Genomic DNA, 24,455 nt, shown 5'->3' on the forward strand with positions numbered 1-24,455 from the left:
GAAGAGAGAGCTCCCGGAGGCCCTGATTCCAGTCCTGCTTTCCCGTTCCGGTCAGACCACGCGTACGCCGCGGCGCCAGACCTCGGTGACGAGGGGGACGCCGGGGCGGTAGGCCAGGTGGACATGGCTGGGGGCGTCCAGGACGGCGAGGTCGGCGTACGCCCCCGGGGCGAGCCGGCCCACGTCCTCCCGGCGCAGGGCGCGGGCGCCCCCCGCGGTGGCCGACCAGAGGGCCTCGTCGGGGGTCATGCCCATGTCCCGCACGGCGAGGGCGACGCAGAACGGCATCGAACTGGTGAAGGACGAGCCGGGGTTGCAGTCCGTGGAGAGCGCGACCGTGGCCCCGGCGTCCAGCAGCCTGCGGGCGTCGGGCCATTGGGCGCGGGTGGAGAACTCGGCGCCGGGCAGCAGGGTGGCGACGGTCTCGCCGTGCGCGAGGGCGTCGACGTCCGCGTCGGTGAGGTGGGTGCAGTGGTCGGCGCTGGCCGCGTCCAGCTCGACCGCGAGCTGCACGCCGGGACCGTGCGTGAGCTGGTTGGCGTGCACGCGCGGGTGCAGCCCCTTGGCCCGGCCGGCGGTGAGGATCGCGCGGGCCTGGTCGCCGTCGAACGCCCCCTTCTCGCAGAACACGTCGATCCAACGGGCGTGCGGGGCGCAGGCGTCGAGCATCTCGCCGGTGACCAGCGCGACGTAGGCCGCAGGATCGTCGGCGAGTTCGGGCGGTACGACGTGGGCGCCGAGGAACGTCACCTCGTCGGTGTGCGCGGCCGCGATGCGCAGGGCGCGGGCCTCGTCCTCGACGGTCAACCCGTAGCCCGACTTGGTCTCGAACGTGGTCGTGCCCTGGCGCAGTGCCTCGCGCAGATAACGGGTGAGGTTCGCCTCCAGTTCCGCGTCGGTGGCGGCGCGGGTGGCCGCGACGGTGGTGCGGATGCCGCCCGCGCCGTAGGGGCGGCCGGACATGCGGGCGTGGAACTCCTCGGTGCGGTCGCCCGCGAAGACGAGGTGGGAGTGGGAGTCCACGAAGCCGGGGATCACCGCCCGGCCGGCGGCGTCGACCCGATTGTCAGTGGCGGGTGCTTTGCTTGCTTCACCGGTCCACACGACGCGGTCGCCCTCGATGACGACGGCCGCGTTCCGGACGGTGCCGAGGGGGTCCGTGTCGCCGGGGGAGGGGGCGTTGGTGATCAGCGTGGCGATGTTGGTGATGACCGTGCTGCTGCTCATGGTGTCCTCGGTCGGGGCGGTGGCGGTGCGCCTGGCGGTGACGGTGGCGGGGACGACGGGGATGGCGGTGGCGGTCGGCCGGGGTGCGGCCGGTGTCGGGGGCGGGGCCGGTGTCGGGGGCGGGGGCGGTCTCAGTCGCGCAGCGCGTCGACGGCCTGTGCCAGCGCCGCCGGGACGTCCGGTACGAGGGCGTGGGCGCCGTCCCGTACGACGTGCCGTCCTGCGACGACCGTGTGGCGCACGTCCGCTGCCGTCGCGGCGAATACCGCGGTCTCCGCGCCCAGCCGGGGCAGCGGTCCCGCGGTTCTGACGGAGTCCAGGGCGACGGTCGTGAGGTCGGCGAGCGCGCCCGGCCCGATGCGGCCCGCCTCGTCCCAGCCGAGGGCGGCGTGTCCGTCGGTGGAGGCGGCGCGCAGCAGGGCGGCCGCCGTCCAGTGACCGCGGGTGCGGGTGCGCAGGCGCTCGTCGAGTTCCATCGCGCGCGCCTCCTCCAGCAGGTCGATGACGGCGTGGCTGTCGGAGCCGAGGCTGAGCGGGGAGCCGGCCCGCTGGAGGGCGGCGGCGGGTCCGATGCCGTCGGCGAGGTCCCGTTCCGTGGTGGGGCACATGCAGGTGCCGGTGCCCGAGCCGCCGAGGAGCGCGATGTCCTCGTCCGTGAGGTGGGTGTTGTGCACGCCGGTGGTGCGCGGGCCCAGCACTCCGTGGTCGGCGAGCAGCTGGGCGGGGGTGCGGCCGTGGGCCTCGCGGCAGGCGTCGTTCTCCGCCGTCTGTTCCGACAGGTGCACGTGCAGCGGGGCCCGCCGTCGCTCGGCCCACCCGGCCACGGTGGCCAACTGGTCCGCGGGCACGGCCCGTACGGAGTGGACGGCCGCACCGATCCGCGCGTGATCCCGTTCCTTGAGATCTGAACAGCGTTCGGCCCAGGCATCCGCGGTGCCGTCGGAGAAGCGGAGCTGAGGGGAGGTGGGCGGCCGGCCGAAGCCGGCGGAGAGGTAGCAGGTGTCGAGGAGGGTGATCCGGATGCCGGCCGCGGCGGCGGCCGCGATCAGTGCCTCGCCCATGGCGTTGGGGTCGGCGTAGGGGGTGCCGCCGGGGGCGTGGTGCAGGTAGTGGAACTCGCCGACGGCGGTGATGCCGGCCAGCGCCATCTCGGCGTACACCGCGCGGGCGAGCGCGTGGTAGCTGTCCGGGGTGAGCCGGCCGGCGGTGGCGTACATGACCTCGCGCCAGGTCCAGAAGGTGCCGGAGCCGACCTGCACGGTGCCGCGCAGGGCACGGTGGAAGGCGTGCGAGTGGGCGTTGGCCAGCCCGGGGAGGGTGAGCCCGCGCAGCACCTCCGCGCCGGGCGGCGGGGCGGGGACGTCCGTGCGGACGGCGGTGATCCTTCCGCCCGCCGTCTCGACGGCGACGCCCGGCTCGGTGCGGTCGCCGAGCCAGGCGTGTTCCAGCCAGTACGTGCGGCCCGCCGACGGGGGCGGGGCGTCCGGTGTCGTGGGTGCCGCCGACGGCGTGTGCGCCGGCTGTGGCGCGGGGGCGGGTGGCGCGGACCTCGGCCGTGTCACGTGCGGATCAGCCCTTCCAGTGCGTCGGCGAGCGCGGTCACGCCGGCCGTGCAGTCGTCCTCGGTGGCGTGCTCGGCCGGGGAGTGCGAGACGCCGGTGGGGTTGCGCACGAACAGCATGGCGGTCGGGACGGCGCCGGAGAGGATCCCGGCGTCGTGTCCGGCGCCGGTGCCGAGGACGGGCACGGTGAGGCCGGTGCCGGTACCGGTGCCGAGGAGGCGGGCGAGTTCGTCGCGCAGGGCGTGGTCGAACTCCACGACGGGGGTGAACGACTCGCGGACGACGTCCAGTTCGACCCCGTGCGCGTCGGCGTACTCGCGGGCCGCCTTCTCCAGGGCGCCGGTGACGGTGTCGAGGGTCGGCTGGTCGGCGGCGCGGGAGTCGAGCCAGCCGCGGACGAGGGAGGGGATGGCGTTGACGCCGTTGGGTTCGACGGCGACCTTTCCGAAGGTGGCGACGGCACCGGCGCGTGCGGCCTCGCGGCGGGCGGCGAGGACCGTCTCGGCGTAGGCGGGCATGGGGTCGCGACGGTCGGCGAGGCGGGTGGTGCCGGCGTGGTTGGCCTCGCCGCGGAAGTCGTAACGCCAGCGGCCGTGCGGCCAGATGGCGCTCGCCACGCCGACGGCGTCCCCGGTGAGGTCGAGGGCGCGGCCCTGTTCGACGTGGAGTTCGACGAAGGCGCCGATGCGGGCGAGCCGTTCGGGGTCGGGGCCGAGGGTGTCGGGGTCGTACCCGGCGGCCTCCATGGCGCGCGGGAGCGTGATGCCGTCTGCGTCGGTGAGGCGGTGGGCGGCCTCGACGGTGAGCGCGCCGGTCGCCAGCCGGGAGCCGACGCAGGCCAGGCCGAAGCGGGCGCCCTCCTCGTCGCCGAAGTTGACGATGCCGAAGGGCCTGGTGAACGGCGTCTCGCGGGCGCGGAGTTCGTCGAGCGCGGCGAAGGCGGAGACGACGCCGAGGGGGCCGTCGAAGGCGCCGCCGTCGGGCACCGAGTCGAGGTGGGAGCCGGTGACGACGGCGTTCCCGGCGGCGGGCTCGCCGAGCCAGGCCCACTGGTTGCCGTTGCGGTCGGTCTCGTAGGTGAGCCCGCGGGCCTCGGCCTGCTCGCGGAACCAGGTCCGGCAGTCGGCGTCGGCGGGGGTCCAGGCGAAGCGGCGGTAGCCGCCGGAGGCGGAGCTGCGGCCGACGGGCAGCAGCTCCGTCCACATGCTGTGGAAACTCACGCGGCGCCGCCCTCACGCGCGCCGCCGCCCTGACGCGTGCCGTCGCCTTCGGGCGTCTCGTCGCCCTCGCGCATCGGGACCCGTACGCCCCGCTCCCCGGCCACCTCCTCGGCGATGTCGTATCCGGCGTCGACGTGCCGGATGACGCCCATGCCGGGGTCGTTGGTCAGGACGCGACGGATCTTCTCGCCGGCCAGCGGGGTGCCGTCGGCGACGGTGACCTGTCCGGCGTGGATCGAGCGTCCCATGCCGACGCCGCCGCCGTGGTGGAGGGAGACCCAGGAGGCGCCGGAGGCCACGTTGACCATGGCGTTGAGCAGGGGCCAGTCGGCGATGGCGTCGGAACCGTCACGCATCGCCTCGGTCTCGCGGTAGGGGGAGGCGACGGAGCCGCAGTCGAGGTGGTCGCGGCCGATGACGACGGGGGCGCTCAGCTCGCCGCTCGCGACCATGTCGTTGAACCGCTCGCCGGCCTTGTCGCGCTCGCCGTAGCCGAGCCAGCAGATGCGGGCGGGCAGGCCCTGGAAGTGGACCCGCTCCCCCGCCATCTTGATCCAGCGGGCCAGGGACTCGTTCTCGGGGAAGAGGTCGAGGATCGCCCGGTCGGTCTTCGCGATGTCGGCGGGGTCGCCGGACAGGGCGGCCCAGCGGAAGGGGCCCTTGCCCTCGCAGAACAGCGGGCGGATGTAGGCGGGGACGAAGCCGGGGAAGGCGAACGCCCGCTCGTAACCGGCGAGTCGGGCCTCGCCGCGGATCGAGTTGCCGTAGTCGAAGACCTCGGCACCGGCGTCCTGGAAGCCGACCATGGCCTCGACGTGCCGGGCCATGGACTCGCGGGCGCGGGTGGTGAAGCCGGCCGGGTCCTTGGCGGCGGCGTCGGCCATGTCCTCGAAGGCGATCCCGGTGGGCAGGTAGGCCAGGGGGTCGTGGGCGGAGGTCTGGTCGGTGACGATGTCGATCGGGGCGCCCATGGCGAGGAACCGCGGCACCGCCTCGGCGGCGTTGCCGAGGACGCCGATGGACAGCGGGCGGCGGGCGTCGCGGGCCTCGGTGGCCAGCCGCAGGGCGTGCTCCAGGCTGTCGGCCTTCACGTCGAGGTAGCGGTGCTCGATGCGGCGGTCGATGGCGCGCGGGTCGCAGTCGACGCAGATCACGACGCCGTCGTTCATGGTCACGGCGAGGGGCTGGGCACCGCCCATGCCGCCGAGTCCGGCGGTCAGGGTGATGGTCCCGGCGAGGGTGCCGCCGAAGCGCTTGGCGGCGACGGCGGCGAAGGTCTCGTAGGTGCCCTGGAGGATGCCCTGGGTGCCGATGTAGATCCAGGAGCCGGCGGTCATCTGCCCGTACATGGTCAGGCCGAGGGCCTCCAGGCGGCGGAACTCCTCCCAGTTGGCCCAGTCGCCGACGAGGTTGGAGTTGGCGAGCAGGACGCGCGGCGCCCACTCGTGGGTCTGCATGACGCCGACCGGGCGGCCGGACTGGACGAGCATGGTCTCGTCCTGCTTGAGGGTGCGCAGGGTGCGGACCATGGCGTCGAAGGAGCGCCAGTCGCGGGCGGCCTTGCCGGTGCCGCCGTAGACGACGAGCTTGTCGGGGTGCTCGGCGACCTCGGGGTCGAGGTTGTTCTGCAGCATCCGCAGGGCGGCCTCCTGCTGCCACCCCAGGGCACTCAACTCCGTGCCGCGCGGGGCTCGGACTGGACGGGGTCCTGACATGGGTGCCTCCCGGGCCTGGGTCTGGATCTGGGGTCGGGTCTGCGGATATTCACATCGTCGCGCGCTGAATAGAGCTAGTCAATACGGTCTCCCCCCTCCGGCCCGCCCCGGACACGCCGAACCCGCCCCGGACACGCCGGCCCCGCCCCGGACACGCCGGCCCCGCCCCGGGCATGGCAGCCCGAGTGGGTACCCGCCCGGCAGGGACACTGCGGACGGCGGTCGTGCCGCTGCGCCCCCGTGCGGACGGGAACCGGGCGGTGACGCGGAGGCGTGGCCAGGTACATGGACACCGGCACAGGCACGGGCACCGGCGAGAACGCGACCGGCGGCGAGGACGAGGCGACGGGGACACCGATGGAACTGGCCGACGAGGGCGGGGCCGCTCGGGCCCCGGAGGTGGCGGGGAACGCGTGGGGCACGGCGGCGGCCGGACCGCTGTCCGCCGCCGACCGGGAGCGGGTGGCGCGGCGGGACGAGGCGGTACGGGCCGCCGTCGAGCAGGGGATGCTCGGGCCCGGGACGCCCGTGATCGCACTGCTGGACGTGACCGGCATCCGGAACGCGGCGGCGGAGCTGCGGGCGGCGTTCGAGGCGGTCCTCCCGGCCGGCACGCCGGTACTGCACGCGTTCGCGGTGAAGGCGAGTCCGCTGGTACCGGTGGTGCGGCTGCTGCGGGCGGCCGGGATCGGGGCGGAGGTGGCGAGCCCTGGTGAGCTGGCCCTGGCGCGCGCGGCCGGGGTGCCGCCGGAGCGGACGGTTCTGGACTCACCCGCGAAGACCCCGGCGGAGCTGCGCGAGGCGCTGGCGCTGGGCATCGCGGTCAACGCCGACAACCCGCAGGAGCTGGCCAGGATCGACGCTCTGGTCCGCTCCGCGCCCACCCGCTCGCCCCTGGGCATCCGGGTCAACCCGCAGGTCGGGGGCGGTTCGATCGGTGCGCTGTCGACCGCGACCACGACCTCGAAGTTCGGGGTGGCGCTGCGGGACGAGGGGGCGCGGGAGTGGCTGCTGCGCGCGTACGCCGAGCGGCCGTGGCTGACGCGGCTGCACGCGCACGTGGGCTCGCAAGGGATGCCGCCGGCGCTGATGGTGCGGGGCGTCGGCGAGATGTACGCGCTGGCCGAGGAGATCAACCGGCGTTCGGGCCGACGGCAGGTCGACACGCTGGACATCGGCGGCGGGCTCCCGGTGGACTTCGGCTCGGACGCGTCGACGCCGACGTACGCGCGGTACGCACGGCTGCTCGCCGAGACCGTGCCGGGGCTGATGGACGGGCGGTACGGACTGGTCACCGAGTTCGGGCGGTCACTGCTGGCGAAGCACGGGACGGTGGTGGCGCGGGTGGAGTACACCAAGAGCGCGGGCGGGCGGGCGGTGGCCGTCACCCACGCGGGGGTGCAGGTCGCGGCCCGGACGGTGTACGCGCCGCGGGCGTGGCCGCTGCGGATCGCGGCGTACGACGCGAAGGGGCGACCCAAGGAGGGGCCGCGAGTGGTGCAGGACGTGGCCGGGCCGGCCTGCTTCGCCGGCGATCTGCTGGCCGAGGGACGGCGGCTGCCCGAGCTGGCGCCGGGGGACGTGGTGGCGGCGCTGGACACGGGCGCGTACTCCTTCGCCCACCACTACGCCTACAACTCGCTGCCGCGGGTGGGGGTGTACGGGTACGCCGCCCACGAAGGACCGGACGGAGTGCGCTTCGCGACGGTACGGGACCCGCAGACAGTGCGGGAGATCGTCACGGAGTCGGGCGGCGCGCACGCCGGCGCGCTGACGGGCTTGTAGCCGCGGGGGTGCGTGCGGGGCCGGTTTCCTCGTCCCCGCCGCCCCTGCCCTTCCCGTCCCCACAAGGGGCTCCGCCCCTTCGACCCCGGGAGAGCTCGGGTGGACGAGGCGCGTGAGGGAGCGCGGGCGAGTGGGGCTTCTCGCGCGGTTCCCCGCGCCACTGACGGGGCGCGGGGAAGCAGCCGACCCACATTAGTCATCTCTTCGCATGTTCCACCGGAAAATGCCGGAAGACTCACCCCTCGCGCACACGTTGCGTAGCGTCCACGTCACTCATCCGAACCCGAGGCGGGAGGGGAGCCAGGGTGCCCGGAATCGACGAGTGCCTGCTGGAAGCCATGCGACTGCCCGGCGCGAGAGGCGCCGCGGTGGTCGACTGGACCAGCGGTCTGACGTTGGGCGTCGTCGGGGAATCCCCCGGCGGCGACCACGAGACGACCGCCGCGGAGGCCGCCGAACTCGCCCGGCTCGCCGCCGAACACCGTTGTTTCGCCCCGGAGGGCGGCTCCGACTGGTCGGGCCCCGGCATCCCCGTCGAGGACCTGATCCTCAGCAACAGCGACAGCTACCACCTGCTGCGCTTCGTCCCGACGACGTTCGACAGCAGTGTCTTCCTGCACCTGTGGCTGTCCCGCGTCGAGGGCAACCTCGCGCTGGCGCGGATACGCCTGGGTGAGATGGCGGGCCGGCTGGTGCTGGGATGACCATGGTCACGACACCCACACCACCCCCGCCGCCCTCGCTGCCGGTGCGGGACCGCACGCGCATACCCGCCGGCGCGCTCTCCCCGATGCTGGTCCGACTGGCCGCCGAGCGGGCCACGGGTGTGCTGATCCGGGAGCGCGGCGCGCTCTACCTGGCCGACGGTCAGGTGGTGCACGCCGAGAGCCCCGACACCCCCGGCCTCGACCTCCTGCTCACCGCGCACGGTGTGCTGGACGCGGAGGGCTGGCACGAGGCGTTCGCCCGCGCCGGGGAACGCGGCCGGGTGGGGCGCTACCTGGTGGACCGGGGGCGGCTGACCACGGGCGCGCTGGAGTTGTGCCATCTCGGAGCGCTGTACGACGCCGCGTACTTCGTACTGGAACCGAGCAGCGCCCCGGCCCGCTTCCGGTTCGGGGACGCGCACTGGCTCGGCCCCGTGCGCCCGGTGTCCGTCGCGGCCGTGGAACGCGAGACGCTGCGCCGCCGCGAGCTGCTGCACCGCATCTGGCCCGACCCGGCGGCCGACGAGGCTCCGCTCGCCCGCACCGCGCGGCCGGCCGGACCGTCGGTCCCGCCCCGGCAGGCCGCGGTGCTGCACCTGGTCGACGGCCGTCGGACGGCGTCGGACATCTCCCGCGCGCTGGGCCGGCCGGCCTTCCACACGCTGGTCGACGTGCACCGGCTGGCCGCCGCCGGCCTTCTCGCCCCGGACGTCCGCCCACCGGCGTACACGCCACCGCGTCCACCGGCACCGCCCCCGGTCCCCGGCGACCTCGGCGATCCCGGAGGCTTCGGCGACCCCCACGACCCCGCCGAATTCGGCGGAACCACCCCCGTCTCCCTTTTCCCGTCCGCCCCTGTCTCACCTTCCCCGCCCGCCCCCGTCCCGCCGTCCCCGTCCACTGCGGGCGAGTGGCCCCCCGCGCGTCTCGGGGAGCCGTCGCAGGACACGGCTCACGCCGACCCGCACATCACCCTGCTGCGCCGGCTGCGCGACGCCCTGGAGGCACTGTGATCCGCACGCTGCGCCAGCGCGCCGAGAGGAGACTGCTCATGGCCGCCGAGGCCGAAGTCCTCGACGAACTTCGCCGGTTGAGGGCCCGCGTACCCCAGTTGACCGGCGCGCTCGCGGCGAGCGTCGACGGACTCGTCCTCGCCCACGACACCCCCGGCGTCGAACCCGAGGGGGTGGCCGCGCTGACGGCGGCCTCGCTCGGCGTTGCCGTACGCATGACGGACGCCACCGCGCAGGGCGACTTCCGCGAGCTGCTGGTGCGCGGGGTGTACGGCTATGTCGCCACCTATGCCGCCGGGCGCTCCGCCGTGGTGACGCTGCTCGCCCAGGACCGGGTCAACGTCGGCCGGCTGCACCTGGAGGGCCGCCGGGCCAGTACCCGCATCGGTGAGCTGGTCGACTCCGCCGCGGCCCGGGCCGAGGCGGCATCGCCACCCCCGGCCGAGCCTCCTCGCACGCTCCCCGCCAAGCCCCCCATGAGAACCCCCGCCAAGCCCGCCACCGCGCGGGCGCGCACGGCACGCACGCCGGCGGACGCGCCACACCCCACGGCGAACGCGCGCACCAAGGAGGACTGACCGACCGGACACCGCACAAGCCGCACGGAAAACCGCACAAGTCACATCAAGATCAAGAACAAGAACAAGATCGAGAACCGCACAGGCAACGAACCACGCCCGGCTCCGACCGCACGGGCCCACCAGGCCGGCACGAGCCGCACCCCTCGCACGGAACGACACCACGAACCGAAAGGGATCACCCCGTCATGGCGAACACCGAAACCGCGCTGAAGGAAATCCTGGCCTCCATCGAGGGCTCCACCGGAGCGGCGCTCGTCGACTACACCAGCGGCATGGCGCTCGGCACGATCGGCGGCAGCAAGTCCTTCGACCTCACCGTGGCCGCCGCCGGCAACACCGACGTCGTGCGCGCCAAGCTGCGCACCATGGAACACCTCGGTCTCAAGGGCGAGATCGAGGACATCCTGATCACCCTGTCCGACCAGTACCACATGATCCGGCTGCTGAGCGGGCGCGGCGGCAACGGTCTCTTCCTCTACCTGGTCCTCGACGCCAAGCGCTCCAACCTGGCGATGGCCCGGCACCAGCTCAAGCGGATCGAGGAGTCGCTGGAGGTCTGAGCAGCCACGGAGGTCCGAACAGCCACCGGGCGCCCCGGCCGCCGGGACGCCCGGACAGGCCGTCGGACCAGCGCGGCGGCGGCCGTCAGACCAGCGCGGCGGTACGGCGGCGAGCCCCTCCGGGGGCCGCGTCGCCCGCCGCGATGCCGGTGCGGCGGTAGCCCTTGACGGTCCGGCCGGCCGGGGCGCCGGCGCCCCGGCCGAGCCAGTCCACGCGCACCCACAGCAGTCCGTCGCCGGTGCGTTCGAGGCGGCCGAGCCAGGCGGCCTTCAGCCGCAGCCCGGTGCCGAGTCCGGCGAGCAGCATGCCACCGGCGGCGGGCACGGCGAAGGACGCGCCGAGCGCGAGGAGGAAGGCGAGCAGCAGCCACCACCGGTGTCCGCGGCGCCAGTTGCGCACGGTGACCGCACGGTCCTGGAGCACGTCGTACTTGCCGGCCCGGGCGGCGCCGCGCGCGAGCGCCCGGTACCGCTTGCGGCCGCGCAGGGCGACGACGGCGAGGCTCACGAGATACAGCGCGGCCCCGGCCAGGAGTCCGATCCGGCGTCCGGTCGGCCCCGGCACCAGGAGGCCGATGCCGGCCGCGCACACCCCGAGCCACCACATCGGCGCGGCTCCGGCCCGCACGACGACGGCCACCCGCGCCAACCCGTGCCCTCCACGCCCGCCGCGCCTTACCTGTCCGTCCCGCACGTCCCGCCCGTCACGCACGTCCCGCTTCTCCCGGCCGTCCCGTCCTGCGCGCGCCACGCCGTCCTCCCGTCACGTCTGCGATTCGCGGATTCACGGCACCGCAGGCTAGTGGGGCAACGTGAGAACGACCTGAAAAACCTTTACTCGAGCGCCGTTCGGGCCCTGCCCGAGCGCTGCCCGGGCCCTACTCGACGAACAGGCCCCGCCGCGCCGCCCGCACGTCGAACTCCTCCAGGCGGGCCTGGGCGTCCGGCAGCCCGTCGCACATGGCCTCCAGCAGGACCCGGCCGAGCAGCATCGGCGCGCACGCGGTGTCGAAGGCGAGCCCGGTGCCGACGGCGGCGGGCAGCAGCAGGTCGGACACCTTGGCGACCGGCGCGAACGCCGAGTCGGCGACGGTGACGACGGTCAGCCCGGCCTGCTTCGCGTACGTGAGGGTGTCGACGACCTCGCGCGGGTGCCGGGGCAGCGCGAAGCACAGCAGGGTGGTGGCGCCGGCCCGGACGGCGGCGTCGACGCGGTCGTGGATCATCGTGCCGCCCTCGTCGAGCAGCCGTACGTCCGGATGGACCTTGGCGGCGAAGTACGCGAAGCCGTACGCCTGCGCCGCCGCGGCCCGCAGCCCGAGCACCGGCAGCGGCCGGCTCGCGGCGAGCAGGCGGCCCGCCTCGCGCACCGGCCCGGGGTCGGCGAGCGCCTCGGCGAGGTGGCGCAGGTTCTCGATCTCGGCCTCGACGGCCTGCTGGTACTCGTTGTACGGAGCGGTCCCGGCGGGCGCCTCGGCCGGGGCGACCTCGCGCAGGTGACGGCGGAGCGCCGGGTAGCCGTCGAAGCCGAGGGCGACGGCGAAGCGGGTGACGGAGGGCTGGCTGACCCCGGCGAGCTCGGCCAGTTCCACGCTGGACAGGAACGGCACGTCGGCGGCGCGGCGGACCATGCTGTGGGCGATGCGCCGCTGGGTCGGCGTCAGCCGGTGCCCCTCGAAGAGCGTCTGCAGCCGCGCGGCGGGGCTGTCGGTCGCGCTCATGCCGTGGTCCCCTCGCCGTGTGCAGCCGTACGCGGTCGTGGCCGCTCACCGCCGACGCCGTCCTATTCAACCCTGTGGAATTCTGCATGAACGTATGCAGGAGCGGCAAGGCGGACGACGCGGGCAGCTACGGGAGCGGCGCCTGGGGCGTCCCTGATCCCGCACTGGGGGGTTCTCCCCAGTGTCACGGCGGTCCGCGCTCCCTACCGTGGTGTCCATGAGCGGTATGGACGCGGGCGAAACGGAACTGAAGAAGGATCTCGACGCCACCCTGCGCGCACGCAGGGAGCTGGGCGAGGAGTACGACTCCGCGCTGGTCGAATCGTTCCTGGAGAAGGTCGACCAGCGCATCGACAGCACGGTCGACCGCCGGGTGCGGCGCCATCTGGGCGAGCAGCAGCTCGTGGTGGCACGCGGGGCGCACCGGCCGCAGCCCACCGACTCCTGGGGAGAGCGGTTCGGCTTCGGCGTGGTCTCGCTGGTGCTGGCGGTCCCGCTGTCGGCCATCGGCGGCGGGGTCGGCCATCTGCCGGGGCTGATCACGACGTGGCTCGGCATCGTGGGCGTCAACGCGGCGCAGGTGCTGCGCACGCAGCCGAACCTCTTCGCCCGTCGCAGGTCCGCCCGGGACGACTGAGGCCCGTCGCGCGAGGCCTGCCTCGGCTGCGCGGGAGGCACGGCCCGGATGCGCGTGAGGCCGGTCGCGGATGCGCGCGAGGCCTGCCTCGGCTGCGCGGGAGGCCGGCAGCGGAAGCCCCGCCTGTGCGGCGGGAATCCACCGGGAACCCGGCGAGAACCGGCGGGGAAGGCTTGCGCGGGGACCGCCGACACCCCCGGGCGGACCGGGGGGCGGGACGACAGCGGTCCCCGCGAGGGACGGCGGGCTCCGGTCAGAACGGGCCGCGCGTCCGTGGCGTCGCGGAGGTCCGGGAGCCGCTCCGGAAGCTCTGGACGCCGTACGGTGCCGGCCCGGGCGGGGAGCCGCTCCCGCCCCCTTGCCGACATCCACCACTGTGCCGGTCGTGTGTTAAGCGGGTGCTGCGCGGACGTGTCGCCCGCGTACCACTTCCGCGAAGTCCGCGGGCGGCCGACGACGGTCGCGCTACTGCTTGCCGGACGTGGCCAGGAACGCCAGCAGGTCCTGCCGGCTGACGACTCCGGTGGGCTTGCCCTCCACCAGCACGATCGCCGCGTCCGCCGTGCCGAGCACGGTCATCAGGTCGGCCACCGGCTCACCGGAGCCGACCTGCGGCAGCGGCGCGGACATGTGCTTCTCCAGCGGGTCCTCCAGCGAGGCCCGCTTGGTGAACAGCGCGTCCAGCAGCTCCCGTTCGACGACCGAACCGACGACCTCGGCGGCCATGACGTCCGGGTGCCCGGCGCCCGGCTTCACGATCGGCATCTGCGAGACGCCGTATTCGCGCAGCACGTCGATGGCCTCGCCGACGGTCTCGTCCGGGTGCATGTGGACGAGGGAGGGGATGTGGTCGCCCTCCTTGTAGTTCAGTACGTCGCCGACGCGCGCGCTGGGGCCGGAGTCGTCCAGGAAGCCGTAGTCCGCCATCCACTCGTCGTTGAAGATCTTGCTGAGGTAACCGCGGCCGCCGTCGGGCAGCAGTACGACCACCACGTCGTCCGGACCGAGCCGCTCGGCGACCTTCAGGGCCGCCGCGACCGCCATGCCGCAGGAGCCGCCCACCAGCAGGCCCTCCTCCTTGGCGAGCCGCCGGGTCATCTGGAAGGAGTCCTTGTCGGAGACGGCGACGATCTCGTCGGCGATGCCGCGGTCGTACGCCTCGGGCCAGAAGTCCTCACCGACGCCCTCGACGAGGTACGGCCGCCCGGAACCGCCGGAGTAGACCGAGCCCTCGGGGTCGGCGCCGATCACCCGCACCCGGCCCTCGCTCGCCTCCTTGAGGTAGCGGCCGGTGCCGGAGATGGTGCCGCCGGTGCCGACGCCGGCCACGAAGTGGGTGATCCGCCCGTCCGTCTGCTCCCACAGCTCGGGGCCGGTCGAGTGATAGTGCGAGAGCGGGTTGTGCGGGTTGGAGTACTGGTCCGGCTTCCAGGCGCCGGGGGTCTCGCGCACCAGCCGGTCGGAGACGTTGTAGTACGAGTCCGGGTGCTCGGGGTCTACGGCGGTCGGGCAGACGACGACCTCGGCGCCGTACGCGCGCAGCACGTTGATCTTGTCGGTGCTCACCTTGTCGGGGCACACGAAGATGCACTTGTACCCCTTCCGCTGCGCCACGATGGCGAGCCCGACGCCGGTGTTGCCGCTGGTCGGCTCGACGATCGTGCCGCCCGGCCGCAGCTCCCCGCTCTGCTCGGCCGCCTCGATCATGCGCAGCGCGATGCGGTCCTTCACGGAGCCGCCCGGGTTGAAGTACTCGACCTTGGCGAGCACGGTCGCCTCGATGCCGGCGGTGACGCTGTTGAGCCTCACCAGGGGGGTGTTGCCGACGAGGCTGATCATCGAGTCGTGGTATCGCACCGTTGTCTCCGGTCGCAGCGATGGGGATGGGGAAATGGCCGTGATGGTCCCGCCAGAGTAAGCGCTCCGCTGGTCAGACGGTCGCCCACGGCGGACGCACGCGGTGGACGCCCGTCGGACGGCCACCGGACGGCCGCGGTGGACGCCCACCGGACGGGCGTGCCTCGCCGCGCCTCGTCGAGATTGGCCGACCCGCTGTACTGGGCAAGCAGTGGGTGTACGGCTATGAGGAGGTGGCGGCGGAGCATGACGAGCATGTCGAGGGCGCGGGTGGCCCGGCGGATCGCGGCCGGCGCGGCGTACGGCGGTGGCGGCGTCGGCCTCGTCGGCGCGGCCGCGGTGGGGCTTGTGGTGGCGGAGATGCGGCTCGCCAGGCGTCATGTGGGCAACGGGCAGAGCCCGCGCCCGCCGAGCGCGGACGGAGTCTACGGACGGGGTTACGCGACGCCGGACGAGCCCCCGCTGCGGCTCACCATGCTCGGCGACTCCACGGCGGCGGGGCAGGGGGTGCACCGGGCGGGGCAGACGCCGGGCTCGCTGCTCGCCGCCGGGCTGGCGGCGGTGGCGGAACGGCCGGTGGAGCTGCGCAACGTGGCGCTGACAGGGGCACGGTCGGACGACCTGGAGCGACAGGTGGGGCTGGCGCTGGGCGATCCGCGGCGGGTCCCCGACGTGTGCGTGATCATGATCGGCGCGAACGACGTCACCCACCGGATGCCGCCGACCCGTTCGGTGCGGTATCTCGCGGCGGCGGTGCGGCGGTTGCGGACGGCGGGCGCGGAGGTCGTCGTCGGCACGTGTCCCGACCTCGGCACCATCGAGCCGGTGCAGCAGCCGCTGCGGTGGCTGGCCCGGCGCACCTCGCGGCAGCTCGCGGCGGCCCAGACGATCGGGGCGGTGGAACAGGGCGGCCGCACGGTGTCACTGGGTGACCTGCTCGGCCCGGAGTTCGAGGCGAATCCGCGGGAGCTGTTCGGTCCGGACAACTACCACCCCTCGGTGGAGGGGTACGCGACCGCGGCGATGGCGGTGCTGCCGACGGTGTGCGCGGCGCTGGGCGTGTGGCCGGAGGAGGAGCGGCCGGACGCGTCCCGCCGGGAGGGCTTCCTGCCGGTGGCGCGGGCGGCCGCGGAGGCGGCGGCGGAGGGGGGTACGGAGGTGGCGGCGGCGATGCCGGTCGGGCCGCGGGGGCCGTGGGCGCTCCTCAAACGCCGGCGGCGGCGCCGGGTCCCGGAACCGGCCCCCGGCCCGGCCCGGGCGGAGGCCTCCCACTAGGGCCTCCGCCCGGGGTGCGGGAGGGTTTTTCGCCCCCGCCGCCCCTGCCCTTCCCGTCCCTTCAAGGGGCTCTGCCCCTTCGACCTCGGGGGGTACGCCGTCGGCTGACGGCCGGCAACCCCACCCACCCCTGCCGGGGCCCCGGGGAAAGAGCCCCCCGGGTTGAGGAGGGGGAGGGTAGGGGCGGCGGGGGCGGAAAAAACGTACCCTGAGAGGAAAGCAAGCGCTTGGAAAGTGCGGCCCGTGTCACATGCCGCCGACCGTGACCTCAGCCCTACGGACAGGTAGCTTCCCAAGCAGGCAGCCCCTGCCCGCCCACCCTTACGCCAATGGAGCCGTGATGCCCGAAGCCGTCATCGTCTCGACCGCCCGCTCCCCCATCGGCCGCGCCTTCAAGGGCTCCCTCAAGGACCTCCGCCCCGACGACCTCACCGCCACGATCATCCAGGCCGCCCTCGCCAAGGTCCCGGGTCTCGACCCGAAGGACATCGACGACCTGATGCTCGGCTGCGGCCTCCCCGGCGGCGAGCAGGGCAACAACCTCGGCCGCATCGTCGCCGTACAGATGGGCATGGACCACCTGCCCGGCTGCACCGTCACCCGCTACTGCTCGTCCTCCCTCCAGACCTCCCGCATGGCCCTGCACGCCATCAAGGCCGGCGAGGGCGATGTCTTCATCTCGGCCGGCGTCGAGATGGTCTCGCGCTTCACCAAGGGCAACTCCGACAGCCTCCCGGACACGCACAACCCGCTGTTCGCCGAGGCCGAGGCCCGCACCGCCGCCACCGCCGGGCAGGAGGGCGCGGCCTGGCACGACCCGCGCGAGGACGACCTGCTCCCCGACCCGTACATCGCGATGGGCCAGACCGCCGAGAACCTCGCCCGCCTCAAGGGCATCACCCGCGAGGAGATGGACGAGTTCGGCGTCCGCTCGCAGAACCTGGCCGAGCAGGCCCTCGCGAACGGCTTCTGGGAGCGGGAGATCACCCCGGTGACGCTTCCGGACGGCACGGTCGTCAGCAAGGACGACGGTCCCCGTCCCGGCGTCACCATGGAGGGCGTCGCCGGCCTCAAGCCGGTCTTCCGCCCCGACGGCCTGGTCACCGCCGGCAACTGCTGCCCGCTCAACGACGGCGCCGCCGCGGTCGTCATCATGAGCGACACCAAGGCCCGCGAGCTGGGTCTGACCCCGCTGGCCCGGATCGTCTCGACCGGCGTCTCCGGCCTCTCCCCCGAGATCATGGGCTACGGCCCGGTCGACGCGAGCAACCAGGCGCTCAAGCGGGCGGGCCTGGGCATCGACGACATCGACCTGGTCGAGATCAACGAGGCCTTCGCCGCCCAGGTGATCCCCTCCTACCGCGACCTCGGCATCGACCTGGACAAGCTGAACGTCAACGGCGGCGCCATCGCCGTCGGCCACCCGTTCGGCATGACCGGCGCCCGCATCACCGGCACGCTCATCAACTCGCTCCAGTTCCACGACAAGCAGTTCGGCCTGGAGACGATGTGCGTGGGCGGCGGCCAGGGCATGGCCATGGTGATCGAACGCCTCAGCTGAGAACCGAGAACCCGGCGGCGGGCCCGTCGCGCAGGCCCGCCTCCGCGCCCCCTCGCACGCCGGAACGCGCCGCGTCCTCCGCCACGCGCCCGCGCACGTACGGCCCGGAGTTCCGCTCCCACACGGCTCCGGGCCGTTTTGTGATCCAATCGCCCCCATGATGTGACCTATCTCCCTCCCGCGAGGGATATCCCCAGGTCACGGCGATCGGCGCACCGCCACAGAGCCCTCTGGCGCCCCACGAGTTGTCCAGTTCGTGACGTTACGCACTGACAGCTCGATAGTCCGCCCTTCAAGCTGATGTAGGAAGTCGGGGGTCGACCGAACCGGGAGTACGTCCGTGAGCGCCATGCCGATTGCTCTGCTGCTCACCACCGCCACCACCGCGGCCGTGGGTGTCGCCGCCCTGCGCAGCCTCAAAGCGCTGCGCCGGCAGGTCGCGGATCTGCGCACCGAACTCGCCGAGCACCGCGCGGCGCGCCCGGACGCCGCCGTGCCTGCCGCCCGCACCGCCGCGGACACCGACGGGATACGCGCCGCCGTGGCCGAGGCCCTGGCCGAGGAACGGGAGCGGGAGCTGGCCGAGGCCCGCGCCTTCTGGGCCGCCCAGGAGATCCGGGACATCGATGCTCCGTCCGTGTTCGGCGGGCTCGATGCACCGTCCGTGTTCGGCGGGCTGCCCGGCGGCGAGCTGTTCCTGCCCCGCCAGGCGGACTTCGCCGGCCTGGAGCACGATGCCCTGGAGCCGGTGACCGAGCCCACGCTGGAGGAGGGCGAGCCGGCCGTCGACCCGGCCGAGCTGGCCGCCGCCCGCCGCCGCCACCCCTCGCACCCCGACTTCGTGCCGGGCCCGTCGCCCGTCGTCGGCGACCACGAGCGCACCGTCACGTGCCTGGAGGAACTCGCCGCCTCCCGCACCGCGCTGGCCGACGTGCGCCCCGGCCCGCTGGGCACCCTCGACGTCTACGTCTTCGCCGACGGAACGACGCTGTGCATGACCCCGGGCCACCGCGAGACCGCGGAACGCCTGGCCGCCGTCCTGCGGGCGGGCGGGACCCCGGTACTGCTCGGCGGTTCGGGCGTCTCGGGCGCGTACAGCCTGACGTTCGAGTGCGGCGAGGAGAACGTGTACATCCTGGCCGACCGGGTCATCGCCTCTCTCTGACCGCCACCGGGAGCCCCGCCCCTCACACCCCCGCGCGCTGCTGGGCCTCCGCCACGAGGGTCACCGCCTCGGCCAGTGCCCCCTCGTTCTCCAGTACGAGGGCGAGATCCTGCGCGGCGACGGTGATCTGGTCGGCCGCCGCGAACATGCCCGCGTCCGGCATCTCCCGGGGCGACCGCGACGGTTCCTCCAGGAGCTGGGCACGCCGTGCCAGTTCCCTGGCCAGCCCCAGTGCCTCGGCCGCGGCCCCGCGTTGCAGCCGGCTCTGCGGGGCGGCCCGCAGCCGGTCGGCGAAGTGGCCCACGGCCCGCGTCAAAGGCGTCGTATCAAGCACGGCGCGAGCGTACGCGTCCGGACGGGACTGTTGCCAACGGGCGAACGCTCAGGCACGGTGACCTGAAGGACCGGATTCATCGCTCGCGTCCGGAGGCGCCGATGTCCCAAGTCTTCTCCGCGGAGACCCATCGCAATCTGCTCGCCCGCATCCCCCACTGCACCGGTCGTGAGGTCACCGACTGGTTGCGCACCGTCGAAGAAGGCCCCGCCCTCGTCCGCTTCGAGGAAAAGGTCAGCTGGCTCCGCAGCGAGCACAACCTCGCCTACGGCCACGCCAAGGCGATCGTCCACGAGTACGACCTGCGCCGGGCCGCGCGCAGACTGCTCTGACCTGGTCGTCGGCTCCCCTCCATCCACCGCCGAACGCCGAGGGGCCCCGTACGGTCGTCCGTACGGGGCCCCTCGGTGCGGGTGGCGGCGGCGTCCGCGCGCCGGCCCCGCGGTGTGCGTCAGTCGCTGCTGCTGAAGATCGCCACCAGCCGCAGCATCTCGATGTAGATCCACACCAGGGTCATGGTCAGGCCGAACGCGGCCAGCCAGGACTCCTCGCGCGGGGCGCCGTAGGCGATGCCGTCCTCGATCTGCTTGAAGTCCAGCGTCAGGAAGAACGCGCCAAGCAGGATCGCGATGATGCCGACGATCGCGCCGAGCGGGCCGAAGCTGCGCAGCCCGCCGTCCTCGGCGACACCGAAGGCGACCAGCAGCAGGTTGACCGCCAGCACCGCGATGAAGGCGAAGGCGATGGCCATACCGATCCGGGCGTACCGCGCGGTCACCCGGATCCAGCCCGCCTTGTAGACGAGCAGGGTCGCGCCGGAGACCGCCATGGTGCCGAGCACCGCCTGGAACGGGGCACCGCTCCAGCGCGAGTTGAACATCTCGCTGATGACCCCGAGGAAGACGCCCTCGAAGGCGGCGTACCCGAGGATCAGCGCGGGCGAGGCTTTGCGCTTGAAGGACTGCACCATCGCCAGGACGAAGGCGATGAGCGCGGAGCCGATCGCCAGGCCGTAGCTGGTGGTGGAGACCGGCAACAGGGCCCAGGCGAGCGCGGCGCCGACGGCGACCGTGCCGAGCGTCAGGGCGGAGCGCGAGACGACGTCGTCCATCGTCATCCGGCCGGGGGCGGCCGGGGCCTGCGGCGGCGCCGCCTGGCCGTACTGCTGCGCGTAGGGGTTCTGGGCGTACGGGTTTCCCTGCGCGTAGGGGTTGGCCTGCGTGCCGACAGCGGGGCCCCCGGCCTGCGGCGCGGTGTTGAAGCCGGCGTAGCCGTTGTCGCGGCTGAACCCCCGTCGCGAGAAGACCGGGTTGCTGCTCCTCATTTCACTCCTCCATGGCCACCGTGCGCGGCCTTGGCCTCAAGAGTAATGGCTTCGCAAAACATTGACTCTACTGCTTGGGGAGGATCTTTCCCCCGCGATGCCACCGTACGCGCCGGGTGTGACATCCCGCGCGGACCGGTACGCAGCCGTGACAGGACCGTACGACCGCCGCGACAACCCCGCCCCTCCCGCGGCGGGACGGCCCGGTTCGGGGGGCGGGGGGTCGTGGGACCGTGACGTCGCTTCGTTTCCCTGCTGACGGTCTCTTCCCCGCACGATCGGGTGAAAAGCGACCGGCTCCCGCATGAAGGGCGCCCGCTCCTCCTACGGTGAGCGCCGACCCCGAAGGGCACGGACGGGGCCACGGGGCACGAGGGAACCGTACGGGGGCAGCATGCGCACCGACATCCGGGCCGGCGACGGACCGGCGACGCTCGATCTCTATCACTGGCTGCGGGCGGACCCTGAGCTGCGGCACCGGGTGACGCTGCGCCGGGGCGCACCGGGCCGGGACGCCGGCGACGAACAGGATCCGACCTCGATCCCGGATCCGACCTCGATCCCGGCCCCGGCCCCGGCCCCGGCCCCGGACGAGGGCGCCATGGGCGTGGTCGACGTGGTCGACGCCGTGGTCGTGGACACCGTCGCCGTCCTCAACCTCGTCCTGTCCTGCCTCGCCCACCGCGCGGCACGCCGTTGCGCCGGGCCCGTCACCTTCACCCGCGGCGGCACGTCGGTCACGGTGCGGGGCGAGTCCGACGAGGAGACCCTCCGTATCGTCCTGGCCGTACTGGCAGAGCCGGAGGCGAGCACCCCGTCGGCAAGCACCCCGCCGGCGGGCGACCCGGAGACGGTCTGATGCCCGTCCGCGATCCGGCCGCCTCCCGGGCGGTCCTCATCGGCGTGGACACGTACAGGGGTTCGGACCTCGCCGACCTGCCCCCGGTGGCCGCGGGCACGGAGGGACTCCGCCGGCTGCTGACCGACGCACGCTGGTGGGGGCTGCCCGCGGCCAACTGCCGCGTACTGCACAACCCGAGGGATGCCGGCGAGGTCGAGGACGCCGTGCACGCGGCGGCCGTCGCCGCCCGCGACACGCTGCTCGTGTACTTCGCGGGCCACGGCTCGCTGGCGGACGGCGGGCTGGGGCTCCAACTGTCGAGGTGTGCCGAGAACCGGCCCTCCCAGACCGTGCGGTACGACCCGCCTGCGCAAGATCCTGCAGTCGGAGCGAATGGCACGCAATCAGGTCGTCTTACTGGACTGCTGCTTCAGCGGGGCGGCCGTCGCCGGCGCGATGGGCCCGGCGGACACCGGCACCCGGGTCCCTGCGGTCGTCGACAGCACGTTCGTCATGACGTCGTGCCCCATGCACCGCAGGTCGTACGCACCGCCGGGCGAGACCCGCCCCGTGTTCACCGGGGCGCTGCTCGACACCCTGGAGCGGGGTGTCCCGGACGCGCCCGACCCGCTGCCGATGGGGCACGTGTTCCGGCGAGTGTCGGAACTCGTCCACGAAAGGGGCATGCCGCCGCCGCAACGGCTCTCGATCAACGACGACATCGCGCTCGTGCGCAATCACGCCGGTCACGCACGGCCGCCCGAGCCCCTCCGGCCTCCCTGGTGGGCACGGCGCGGCACGCGCCTGCTGGGGAGGGTGGCGGCCGTGGCGACGGTCGGCGGCTTCGCGCTGTCGCCCTTCCTCCAGACTCCCCCGGCCTCCCACTCCCAGCCGCACCCGGCCCTGACCCGCGGCACCGACCCCTGCTCCCTGCTCTCCCCCGCCGCCCTCGCCCGGTTCGGCGCCACGGAACTCGACACGGCGTACGGCGGTTTCGACCGGTGCGACGTCCTCGTGCATCGCGCCGACGGCACCGACGTGGACGTGGGCGTCGACTTCGACCCCGGGCAGCCCTCGGACCTCCCGACGAGCACCGTCCGGGGCTCGGTACGGGTGAGCGAGGAGCCGACGGACAGCGGGCGGTGCACCCGGCTGCTGCTGCCCTCCGGCACCGACGTCACCGTCGCGGTCACCGCGCGGACGGAGGGCGAGGGGCACGCGCACGCACCTCTGTGCGCCCTCGCCGACGCGGGCGCCGACCGGGCGGCCACCGTCCTCGACGAGGGGCGGGCACGGCCCCGCCGAGCCACGTTCCCGCCCGGTTCGCTCTTCCACCAGGACGCCTGCGCGCTGCTCACGGCCAAGGCGCTCGAGGTGGTGCCGGGGGCCGGGGCCACCGTCCCGGACCCGGACTTCGGCCGCTGGTCGTGCGACTGGCGAAGCGCGGCCAGCGGCCTCGAGGTCACCGTGAGCTTCGACCGGGGCAGCCCGCTGCGCGCCACGTACGGCACGATCACCCGCATCGCGGGCCGCAGCGCCCTCGTGCGGCCCGACGGGCCGGACGAGAACGCGTGGCAGGTGAAGGTGGTCCAGCGCACCTACCGCGTCGGCCGGGGACGGACGCGGATCGAGACGCTGGACGTGCTGGTCGGGGGCGAGGCCGACGAGGAGACCATGCGCCGGACGGCGACCGCGCTCGCCACCGCGGCCGCGGCCCGCCTACCGGCCGCCGAGAGCTGACGCCACCCCGGGCACCAGGCACCGGGCACCAGGCACCAGGAGGCCTGTAAAGGCCGAATACCCGTAAGGCCATAACGACCGGGTAATCCAAACTTGCCGAATCACCCGAATCGTCTGAAAGAGTTGAATCGCCTTAAAGGGGCGAATCGAGCGAATCAGCCAACACGGCCGAAAGATCCCGAAAGCCCGCCACCCTCGAACCCGTCGGCCAACAAATCATGGTCCGTACATGTATTTTGCCGAGCCGTAACTCCCACGCGGGAGTGTGCTCGGCCCCGCGCGGTGTTTACGTGGTGTTCGTCGTTACGGGACCGGACTCACGGAGGTGCACGCCATGGCAGACGCCGCGTCGCGGCTGAAGGGCCTGCTCGAACAACTGCTCGCCACCCCGCTCCCCATCCGTATCCGTGCCTGGGACGGCTCGGAGGCCGGCCCGCCCGACGCCCCCACCCTCCTCGTCCGCAACCGCCGCGCCCTGCGCCGGCTGCTGTGGAAGCCCGGCGAACTGGGCCTCGCCCGCGCCTGGGTCTCCGGCGACCTCGGCATCGACGGCGACCTCTACACCGCCCTCGGCCTGCTCTCCGGTCTCATCTGGGAACGCGGTGAGGACGCCCGTACGCTCGCCCAGGCGCTGCGCGACCCGGAGTTCCGCGCGGCAGCCCGCGGGCTGTTCGCGCTCGCCGGGCCGCTGCCGCCGCCCGCGCCGCCCCGCGAGGAGATCCGCAGAGCCCGCGGGCACCTGCACACCAGGCGCAGCGACCGCCGTGCCATCAGCCACCACTACGACGTCGGGAACGACTTCTACGCACTCGTCCTCGGCCCGTCCATGGTCTACTCCTGCGCCTACTGGGAGTCCGCCGACTCCACCCTGGAACTCGCCCAGCGCGACAAGCTGGAACTGGTCAGCCGCAAGCTCGCCCTGAAGCCCGGCCAGCGGCTGCTGGACGTCGGCTGCGGCTGGGGCTCGATGGCCATCCACGCCGCCCGTGAGCACGGCGCGCACGTCGTCGGCATCACCCTCTCCCAGGAGCAGGCCGCCTACGCCCGCAAGCGCGTCGCCGACGAGGGGCTCACCGACCGGGTCGAGATCCGCGTCCAGGACTACCGGGACGTCGACGACGGCCCCTACGACGCCATCTCCTCCATCGGCATGGCCGAACACGTCGGCTCCCAGCAGTACCTGACGTACGCCACGGAGCTGCACGCCCTGCTCAAGCCGGGCGGACGGCTGCTGAACCACCAGATCGCCCGGCGGCCGCTGCGCGACGAGTCGGCGTACGACATCGACGAGTTCATCGACTCCTACGTCTTCCCCGACGGCGAACTCGCCCCGATCGGCACCACGGTGACGCAGCTGGAGCGGGCCGGCTTCGAGGTCCGCGACGTGGAGTCGCTGCGCGAGCACTACGCCCTCACGCTGCGCCGCTGGGTGGCCAATCTGGAGGCGCAGTGGGTGCGCGCCAAGGGGCTCACCAGCCCCGGCCGGGCCCGCGTCTGGCGGCTGTACATGGCCGCCTCCGCGCTGGCCTTCGAACGCAACCGCATCGGCGTCAACCAGGTTCTCGCCGTTCGCACCCCCGAGTCCGGTGCCTCGGAGATGCCGCTGCGGGCCCGCACCTGGAACTGAGCG

Annotated in this window: 22 protein-coding genes; 13 read left to right on the forward strand and 9 right to left on the reverse strand. The window is 73.7% G+C overall.

Annotated features, from left to right (window positions below; genetic code table 11):
* Nucleotides 1-51: 51 nt before the first annotated feature.
* From hutI to hutU, 4 genes are all read right to left on the reverse strand, one after another.
* On the reverse strand, nucleotides 52-1,227 hold the full coding sequence (hutI, locus tag QFZ64_RS14470) for an imidazolonepropionase (RefSeq protein WP_307065744.1): 1,176 nt from the start codon (nucleotides 1,225-1,227) through the stop codon (nucleotides 52-54).
* A gap of 131 nt (nucleotides 1,228-1,358) precedes the next feature.
* Nucleotides 1,359-2,675, reverse strand: coding sequence for a formimidoylglutamate deiminase (locus QFZ64_RS14475; protein WP_307071706.1), 1,317 nt, complete (start codon nucleotides 2,673-2,675; stop codon nucleotides 1,359-1,361).
* A gap of 110 nt (nucleotides 2,676-2,785) precedes the next feature.
* Nucleotides 2,786-4,009, reverse strand: a complete 1,224-nt coding sequence (locus QFZ64_RS14480) for an allantoate amidohydrolase (protein WP_307065746.1) — start codon at nucleotides 4,007-4,009, stop codon at nucleotides 2,786-2,788.
* On the reverse strand, nucleotides 4,006-5,724 hold the full coding sequence (gene hutU / locus QFZ64_RS14485) for a urocanate hydratase (RefSeq protein ID WP_307065748.1): 1,719 nt from the start codon (nucleotides 5,722-5,724) through the stop codon (nucleotides 4,006-4,008). The genes QFZ64_RS14480 and hutU overlap by 4 nt, the downstream gene beginning before the upstream one ends.
* Before the next feature lie 285 nt (nucleotides 5,725-6,009).
* Here hutU and QFZ64_RS14490 point away from each other — a divergent pair, with 285 nt between their 5' ends.
* From QFZ64_RS14490 to QFZ64_RS14510, 5 genes are all read left to right on the forward strand, one after another.
* Nucleotides 6,010-7,509 carry a diaminopimelate decarboxylase gene (locus QFZ64_RS14490; RefSeq protein WP_307065751.1) on the forward strand — a complete coding sequence of 500 codons (1,500 nt, stop codon included), beginning with the start codon at nucleotides 6,010-6,012 and terminating at the stop codon, nucleotides 7,507-7,509.
* 305 nt (nucleotides 7,510-7,814) lie between these two features.
* Nucleotides 7,815-8,213, forward strand: a complete 399-nt coding sequence (locus QFZ64_RS14495; protein ID WP_307065753.1) for a hypothetical protein — start codon at nucleotides 7,815-7,817, stop codon at nucleotides 8,211-8,213.
* A complete protein-coding gene (locus QFZ64_RS14500; RefSeq protein ID WP_307065755.1) occupies nucleotides 8,210-9,229 on the forward strand; it encodes a hypothetical protein in 1,020 nt (339 codons plus the stop codon). The genes QFZ64_RS14495 and QFZ64_RS14500 overlap by 4 nt, the downstream gene beginning before the upstream one ends.
* Nucleotides 9,230-9,267: 38 nt before the next feature.
* On the forward strand, nucleotides 9,268-9,807 hold the full coding sequence (locus tag QFZ64_RS14505; RefSeq protein WP_307071707.1) for a roadblock/LC7 domain-containing protein: 540 nt from the start codon (nucleotides 9,268-9,270) through the stop codon (nucleotides 9,805-9,807).
* Nucleotides 9,808-9,995: 188 nt separating this feature from the next.
* The gene (locus tag QFZ64_RS14510; protein ID WP_307065757.1) at nucleotides 9,996-10,370 is read left to right on the forward strand and encodes a hypothetical protein; all 375 of its coding nucleotides are present in this window, start codon (nucleotides 9,996-9,998) and stop codon (nucleotides 10,368-10,370) included.
* An 85-nt stretch (nucleotides 10,371-10,455) separates the two neighbouring features.
* Here QFZ64_RS14510 and QFZ64_RS14515 read toward each other — a convergent pair whose 3' ends face one another.
* Nucleotides 10,456-10,977, reverse strand: a complete 522-nt coding sequence (locus tag QFZ64_RS14515; protein WP_373430742.1) for a hypothetical protein — start codon at nucleotides 10,975-10,977, stop codon at nucleotides 10,456-10,458.
* Nucleotides 10,978-11,248: 271 nt separating this feature from the next.
* Nucleotides 11,249-12,091, reverse strand: coding sequence for a MurR/RpiR family transcriptional regulator (locus QFZ64_RS14520; RefSeq protein ID WP_307065762.1), 843 nt, complete (start codon nucleotides 12,089-12,091; stop codon nucleotides 11,249-11,251).
* A gap of 217 nt (nucleotides 12,092-12,308) precedes the next feature.
* On the opposite strand from QFZ64_RS14520, the gene QFZ64_RS14525 reads away from it, so the two are divergent.
* Nucleotides 12,309-12,728 (forward strand): hypothetical protein, encoded by a 420-nt coding sequence (locus QFZ64_RS14525; RefSeq protein ID WP_307065764.1) that lies wholly within the window; start codon nucleotides 12,309-12,311, stop codon nucleotides 12,726-12,728.
* Nucleotides 12,729-13,193: 465 nt separating this feature from the next.
* Here QFZ64_RS14525 and QFZ64_RS14530 read toward each other — a convergent pair whose 3' ends face one another.
* A complete protein-coding gene (locus tag QFZ64_RS14530; protein WP_307065765.1) occupies nucleotides 13,194-14,585 on the reverse strand; it encodes a cystathionine beta-synthase in 1,392 nt (463 codons plus the stop codon).
* A 246-nt stretch (nucleotides 14,586-14,831) separates the two neighbouring features.
* On the opposite strand from QFZ64_RS14530, the gene QFZ64_RS14535 reads away from it, so the two are divergent.
* From QFZ64_RS14535 to QFZ64_RS14545, 3 genes are all read left to right on the forward strand, one after another.
* Nucleotides 14,832-15,860 carry an SGNH/GDSL hydrolase family protein gene (locus QFZ64_RS14535; protein WP_307065767.1) on the forward strand — a complete coding sequence of 343 codons (1,029 nt, stop codon included), beginning with the start codon at nucleotides 14,832-14,834 and terminating at the stop codon, nucleotides 15,858-15,860.
* A gap of 340 nt (nucleotides 15,861-16,200) precedes the next feature.
* A complete protein-coding gene (locus tag QFZ64_RS14540; protein ID WP_307065769.1) occupies nucleotides 16,201-17,421 on the forward strand; it encodes an acetyl-CoA C-acetyltransferase in 1,221 nt (406 codons plus the stop codon).
* Nucleotides 17,422-17,770: 349 nt separating this feature from the next.
* Nucleotides 17,771-18,586 (forward strand): hypothetical protein, encoded by an 816-nt coding sequence (locus tag QFZ64_RS14545; RefSeq protein WP_307071708.1) that lies wholly within the window; start codon nucleotides 17,771-17,773, stop codon nucleotides 18,584-18,586.
* A gap of 22 nt (nucleotides 18,587-18,608) precedes the next feature.
* On the opposite strand, the gene QFZ64_RS14550 is transcribed toward QFZ64_RS14545, so the two are convergent.
* The gene (locus QFZ64_RS14550; protein ID WP_307065771.1) at nucleotides 18,609-18,920 is read right to left on the reverse strand and encodes a hypothetical protein; all 312 of its coding nucleotides are present in this window, start codon (nucleotides 18,918-18,920) and stop codon (nucleotides 18,609-18,611) included.
* Nucleotides 18,921-19,021: 101 nt separating this feature from the next.
* On the opposite strand from QFZ64_RS14550, the gene QFZ64_RS14555 reads away from it, so the two are divergent.
* Nucleotides 19,022-19,252: a DUF4287 domain-containing protein gene (locus QFZ64_RS14555; RefSeq protein WP_307065773.1), complete on the forward strand. Its 231-nt coding sequence runs from the start codon at nucleotides 19,022-19,024 to the stop codon at nucleotides 19,250-19,252.
* Nucleotides 19,253-19,371: 119 nt separating this feature from the next.
* Here the strand turns inward: QFZ64_RS14555 and QFZ64_RS14560 are convergent, their stop codons facing one another.
* Nucleotides 19,372-20,244, reverse strand: coding sequence for a Bax inhibitor-1/YccA family protein (locus tag QFZ64_RS14560; RefSeq protein ID WP_307065775.1), 873 nt, complete (start codon nucleotides 20,242-20,244; stop codon nucleotides 19,372-19,374).
* A 394-nt stretch (nucleotides 20,245-20,638) separates the two neighbouring features.
* On the opposite strand from QFZ64_RS14560, the gene QFZ64_RS14565 reads away from it, so the two are divergent.
* The 3 genes from QFZ64_RS14565 (at nucleotide 20,639) to QFZ64_RS14575 (ending at nucleotide 24,452) form a co-directional block, all read left to right on the forward strand.
* On the forward strand, nucleotides 20,639-21,103 hold the full coding sequence (locus QFZ64_RS14565) for a hypothetical protein (RefSeq protein ID WP_307065777.1): 465 nt from the start codon (nucleotides 20,639-20,641) through the stop codon (nucleotides 21,101-21,103).
* Nucleotides 21,104-21,478: 375 nt separating this feature from the next.
* Nucleotides 21,479-22,825 (forward strand): hypothetical protein, encoded by a 1,347-nt coding sequence (locus QFZ64_RS14570; RefSeq protein ID WP_307065779.1) that lies wholly within the window; start codon nucleotides 21,479-21,481, stop codon nucleotides 22,823-22,825.
* Nucleotides 22,826-23,159: 334 nt separating this feature from the next.
* Nucleotides 23,160-24,452 (forward strand): class I SAM-dependent methyltransferase, encoded by a 1,293-nt coding sequence (locus QFZ64_RS14575; RefSeq protein ID WP_307065781.1) that lies wholly within the window; start codon nucleotides 23,160-23,162, stop codon nucleotides 24,450-24,452.
* Nucleotides 24,453-24,455: the final 3 nt, after the last annotated feature.

Source organism: Streptomyces sp. B3I8, from assembly GCF_030816915.1.
Lineage (GTDB): Bacteria > Actinomycetota > Actinomycetes > Streptomycetales > Streptomycetaceae > Streptomyces.

Excerpts from the sequence above, each read along its gene's own strand:
- hutI (WP_307065744.1), bottom strand. The coding sequence starts at position 1,227 with ATGAGCAGCAGCACGGTCATCACCAACATCGCCACGCTGATCACCAAC.
- hutU (WP_307065748.1), bottom strand. The coding sequence starts at position 5,724 with ATGTCAGGACCCCGTCCAGTCCGAGCCCCGCGCGGCACGGAGTTGAGT.
- QFZ64_RS14490 (WP_307065751.1), top strand. The coding sequence starts at position 6,010 with ATGGACACCGGCACAGGCACGGGCACCGGCGAGAACGCGACCGGCGGC.
- QFZ64_RS14500 (WP_307065755.1), top strand. The coding sequence starts at position 8,210 with ATGACCATGGTCACGACACCCACACCACCCCCGCCGCCCTCGCTGCCG.
- QFZ64_RS14505 (WP_307071707.1), top strand. The coding sequence starts at position 9,268 with ATGGCCGCCGAGGCCGAAGTCCTCGACGAACTTCGCCGGTTGAGGGCC.
- QFZ64_RS14510 (WP_307065757.1), top strand. The coding sequence starts at position 9,996 with ATGGCGAACACCGAAACCGCGCTGAAGGAAATCCTGGCCTCCATCGAG.
- QFZ64_RS14515 (WP_373430742.1), bottom strand. The coding sequence starts at position 10,977 with ATGTGGTGGCTCGGGGTGTGCGCGGCCGGCATCGGCCTCCTGGTGCCG.
- QFZ64_RS14520 (WP_307065762.1), bottom strand. The coding sequence starts at position 12,091 with ATGAGCGCGACCGACAGCCCCGCCGCGCGGCTGCAGACGCTCTTCGAG.
- QFZ64_RS14525 (WP_307065764.1), top strand. The coding sequence starts at position 12,309 with ATGAGCGGTATGGACGCGGGCGAAACGGAACTGAAGAAGGATCTCGAC.
- QFZ64_RS14535 (WP_307065767.1), top strand. The coding sequence starts at position 14,832 with ATGACGAGCATGTCGAGGGCGCGGGTGGCCCGGCGGATCGCGGCCGGC.
- QFZ64_RS14540 (WP_307065769.1), top strand. The coding sequence starts at position 16,201 with ATGCCCGAAGCCGTCATCGTCTCGACCGCCCGCTCCCCCATCGGCCGC.
- QFZ64_RS14545 (WP_307071708.1), top strand. The coding sequence starts at position 17,771 with ATGCCGATTGCTCTGCTGCTCACCACCGCCACCACCGCGGCCGTGGGT.
- QFZ64_RS14555 (WP_307065773.1), top strand. The coding sequence starts at position 19,022 with ATGTCCCAAGTCTTCTCCGCGGAGACCCATCGCAATCTGCTCGCCCGC.
- QFZ64_RS14560 (WP_307065775.1), bottom strand. The coding sequence starts at position 20,244 with ATGAGGAGCAGCAACCCGGTCTTCTCGCGACGGGGGTTCAGCCGCGAC.
- QFZ64_RS14565 (WP_307065777.1), top strand. The coding sequence starts at position 20,639 with ATGCGCACCGACATCCGGGCCGGCGACGGACCGGCGACGCTCGATCTC.
- QFZ64_RS14570 (WP_307065779.1), top strand. The coding sequence starts at position 21,479 with ATGGCACGCAATCAGGTCGTCTTACTGGACTGCTGCTTCAGCGGGGCG.
- QFZ64_RS14575 (WP_307065781.1), top strand. The coding sequence starts at position 23,160 with ATGGCAGACGCCGCGTCGCGGCTGAAGGGCCTGCTCGAACAACTGCTC.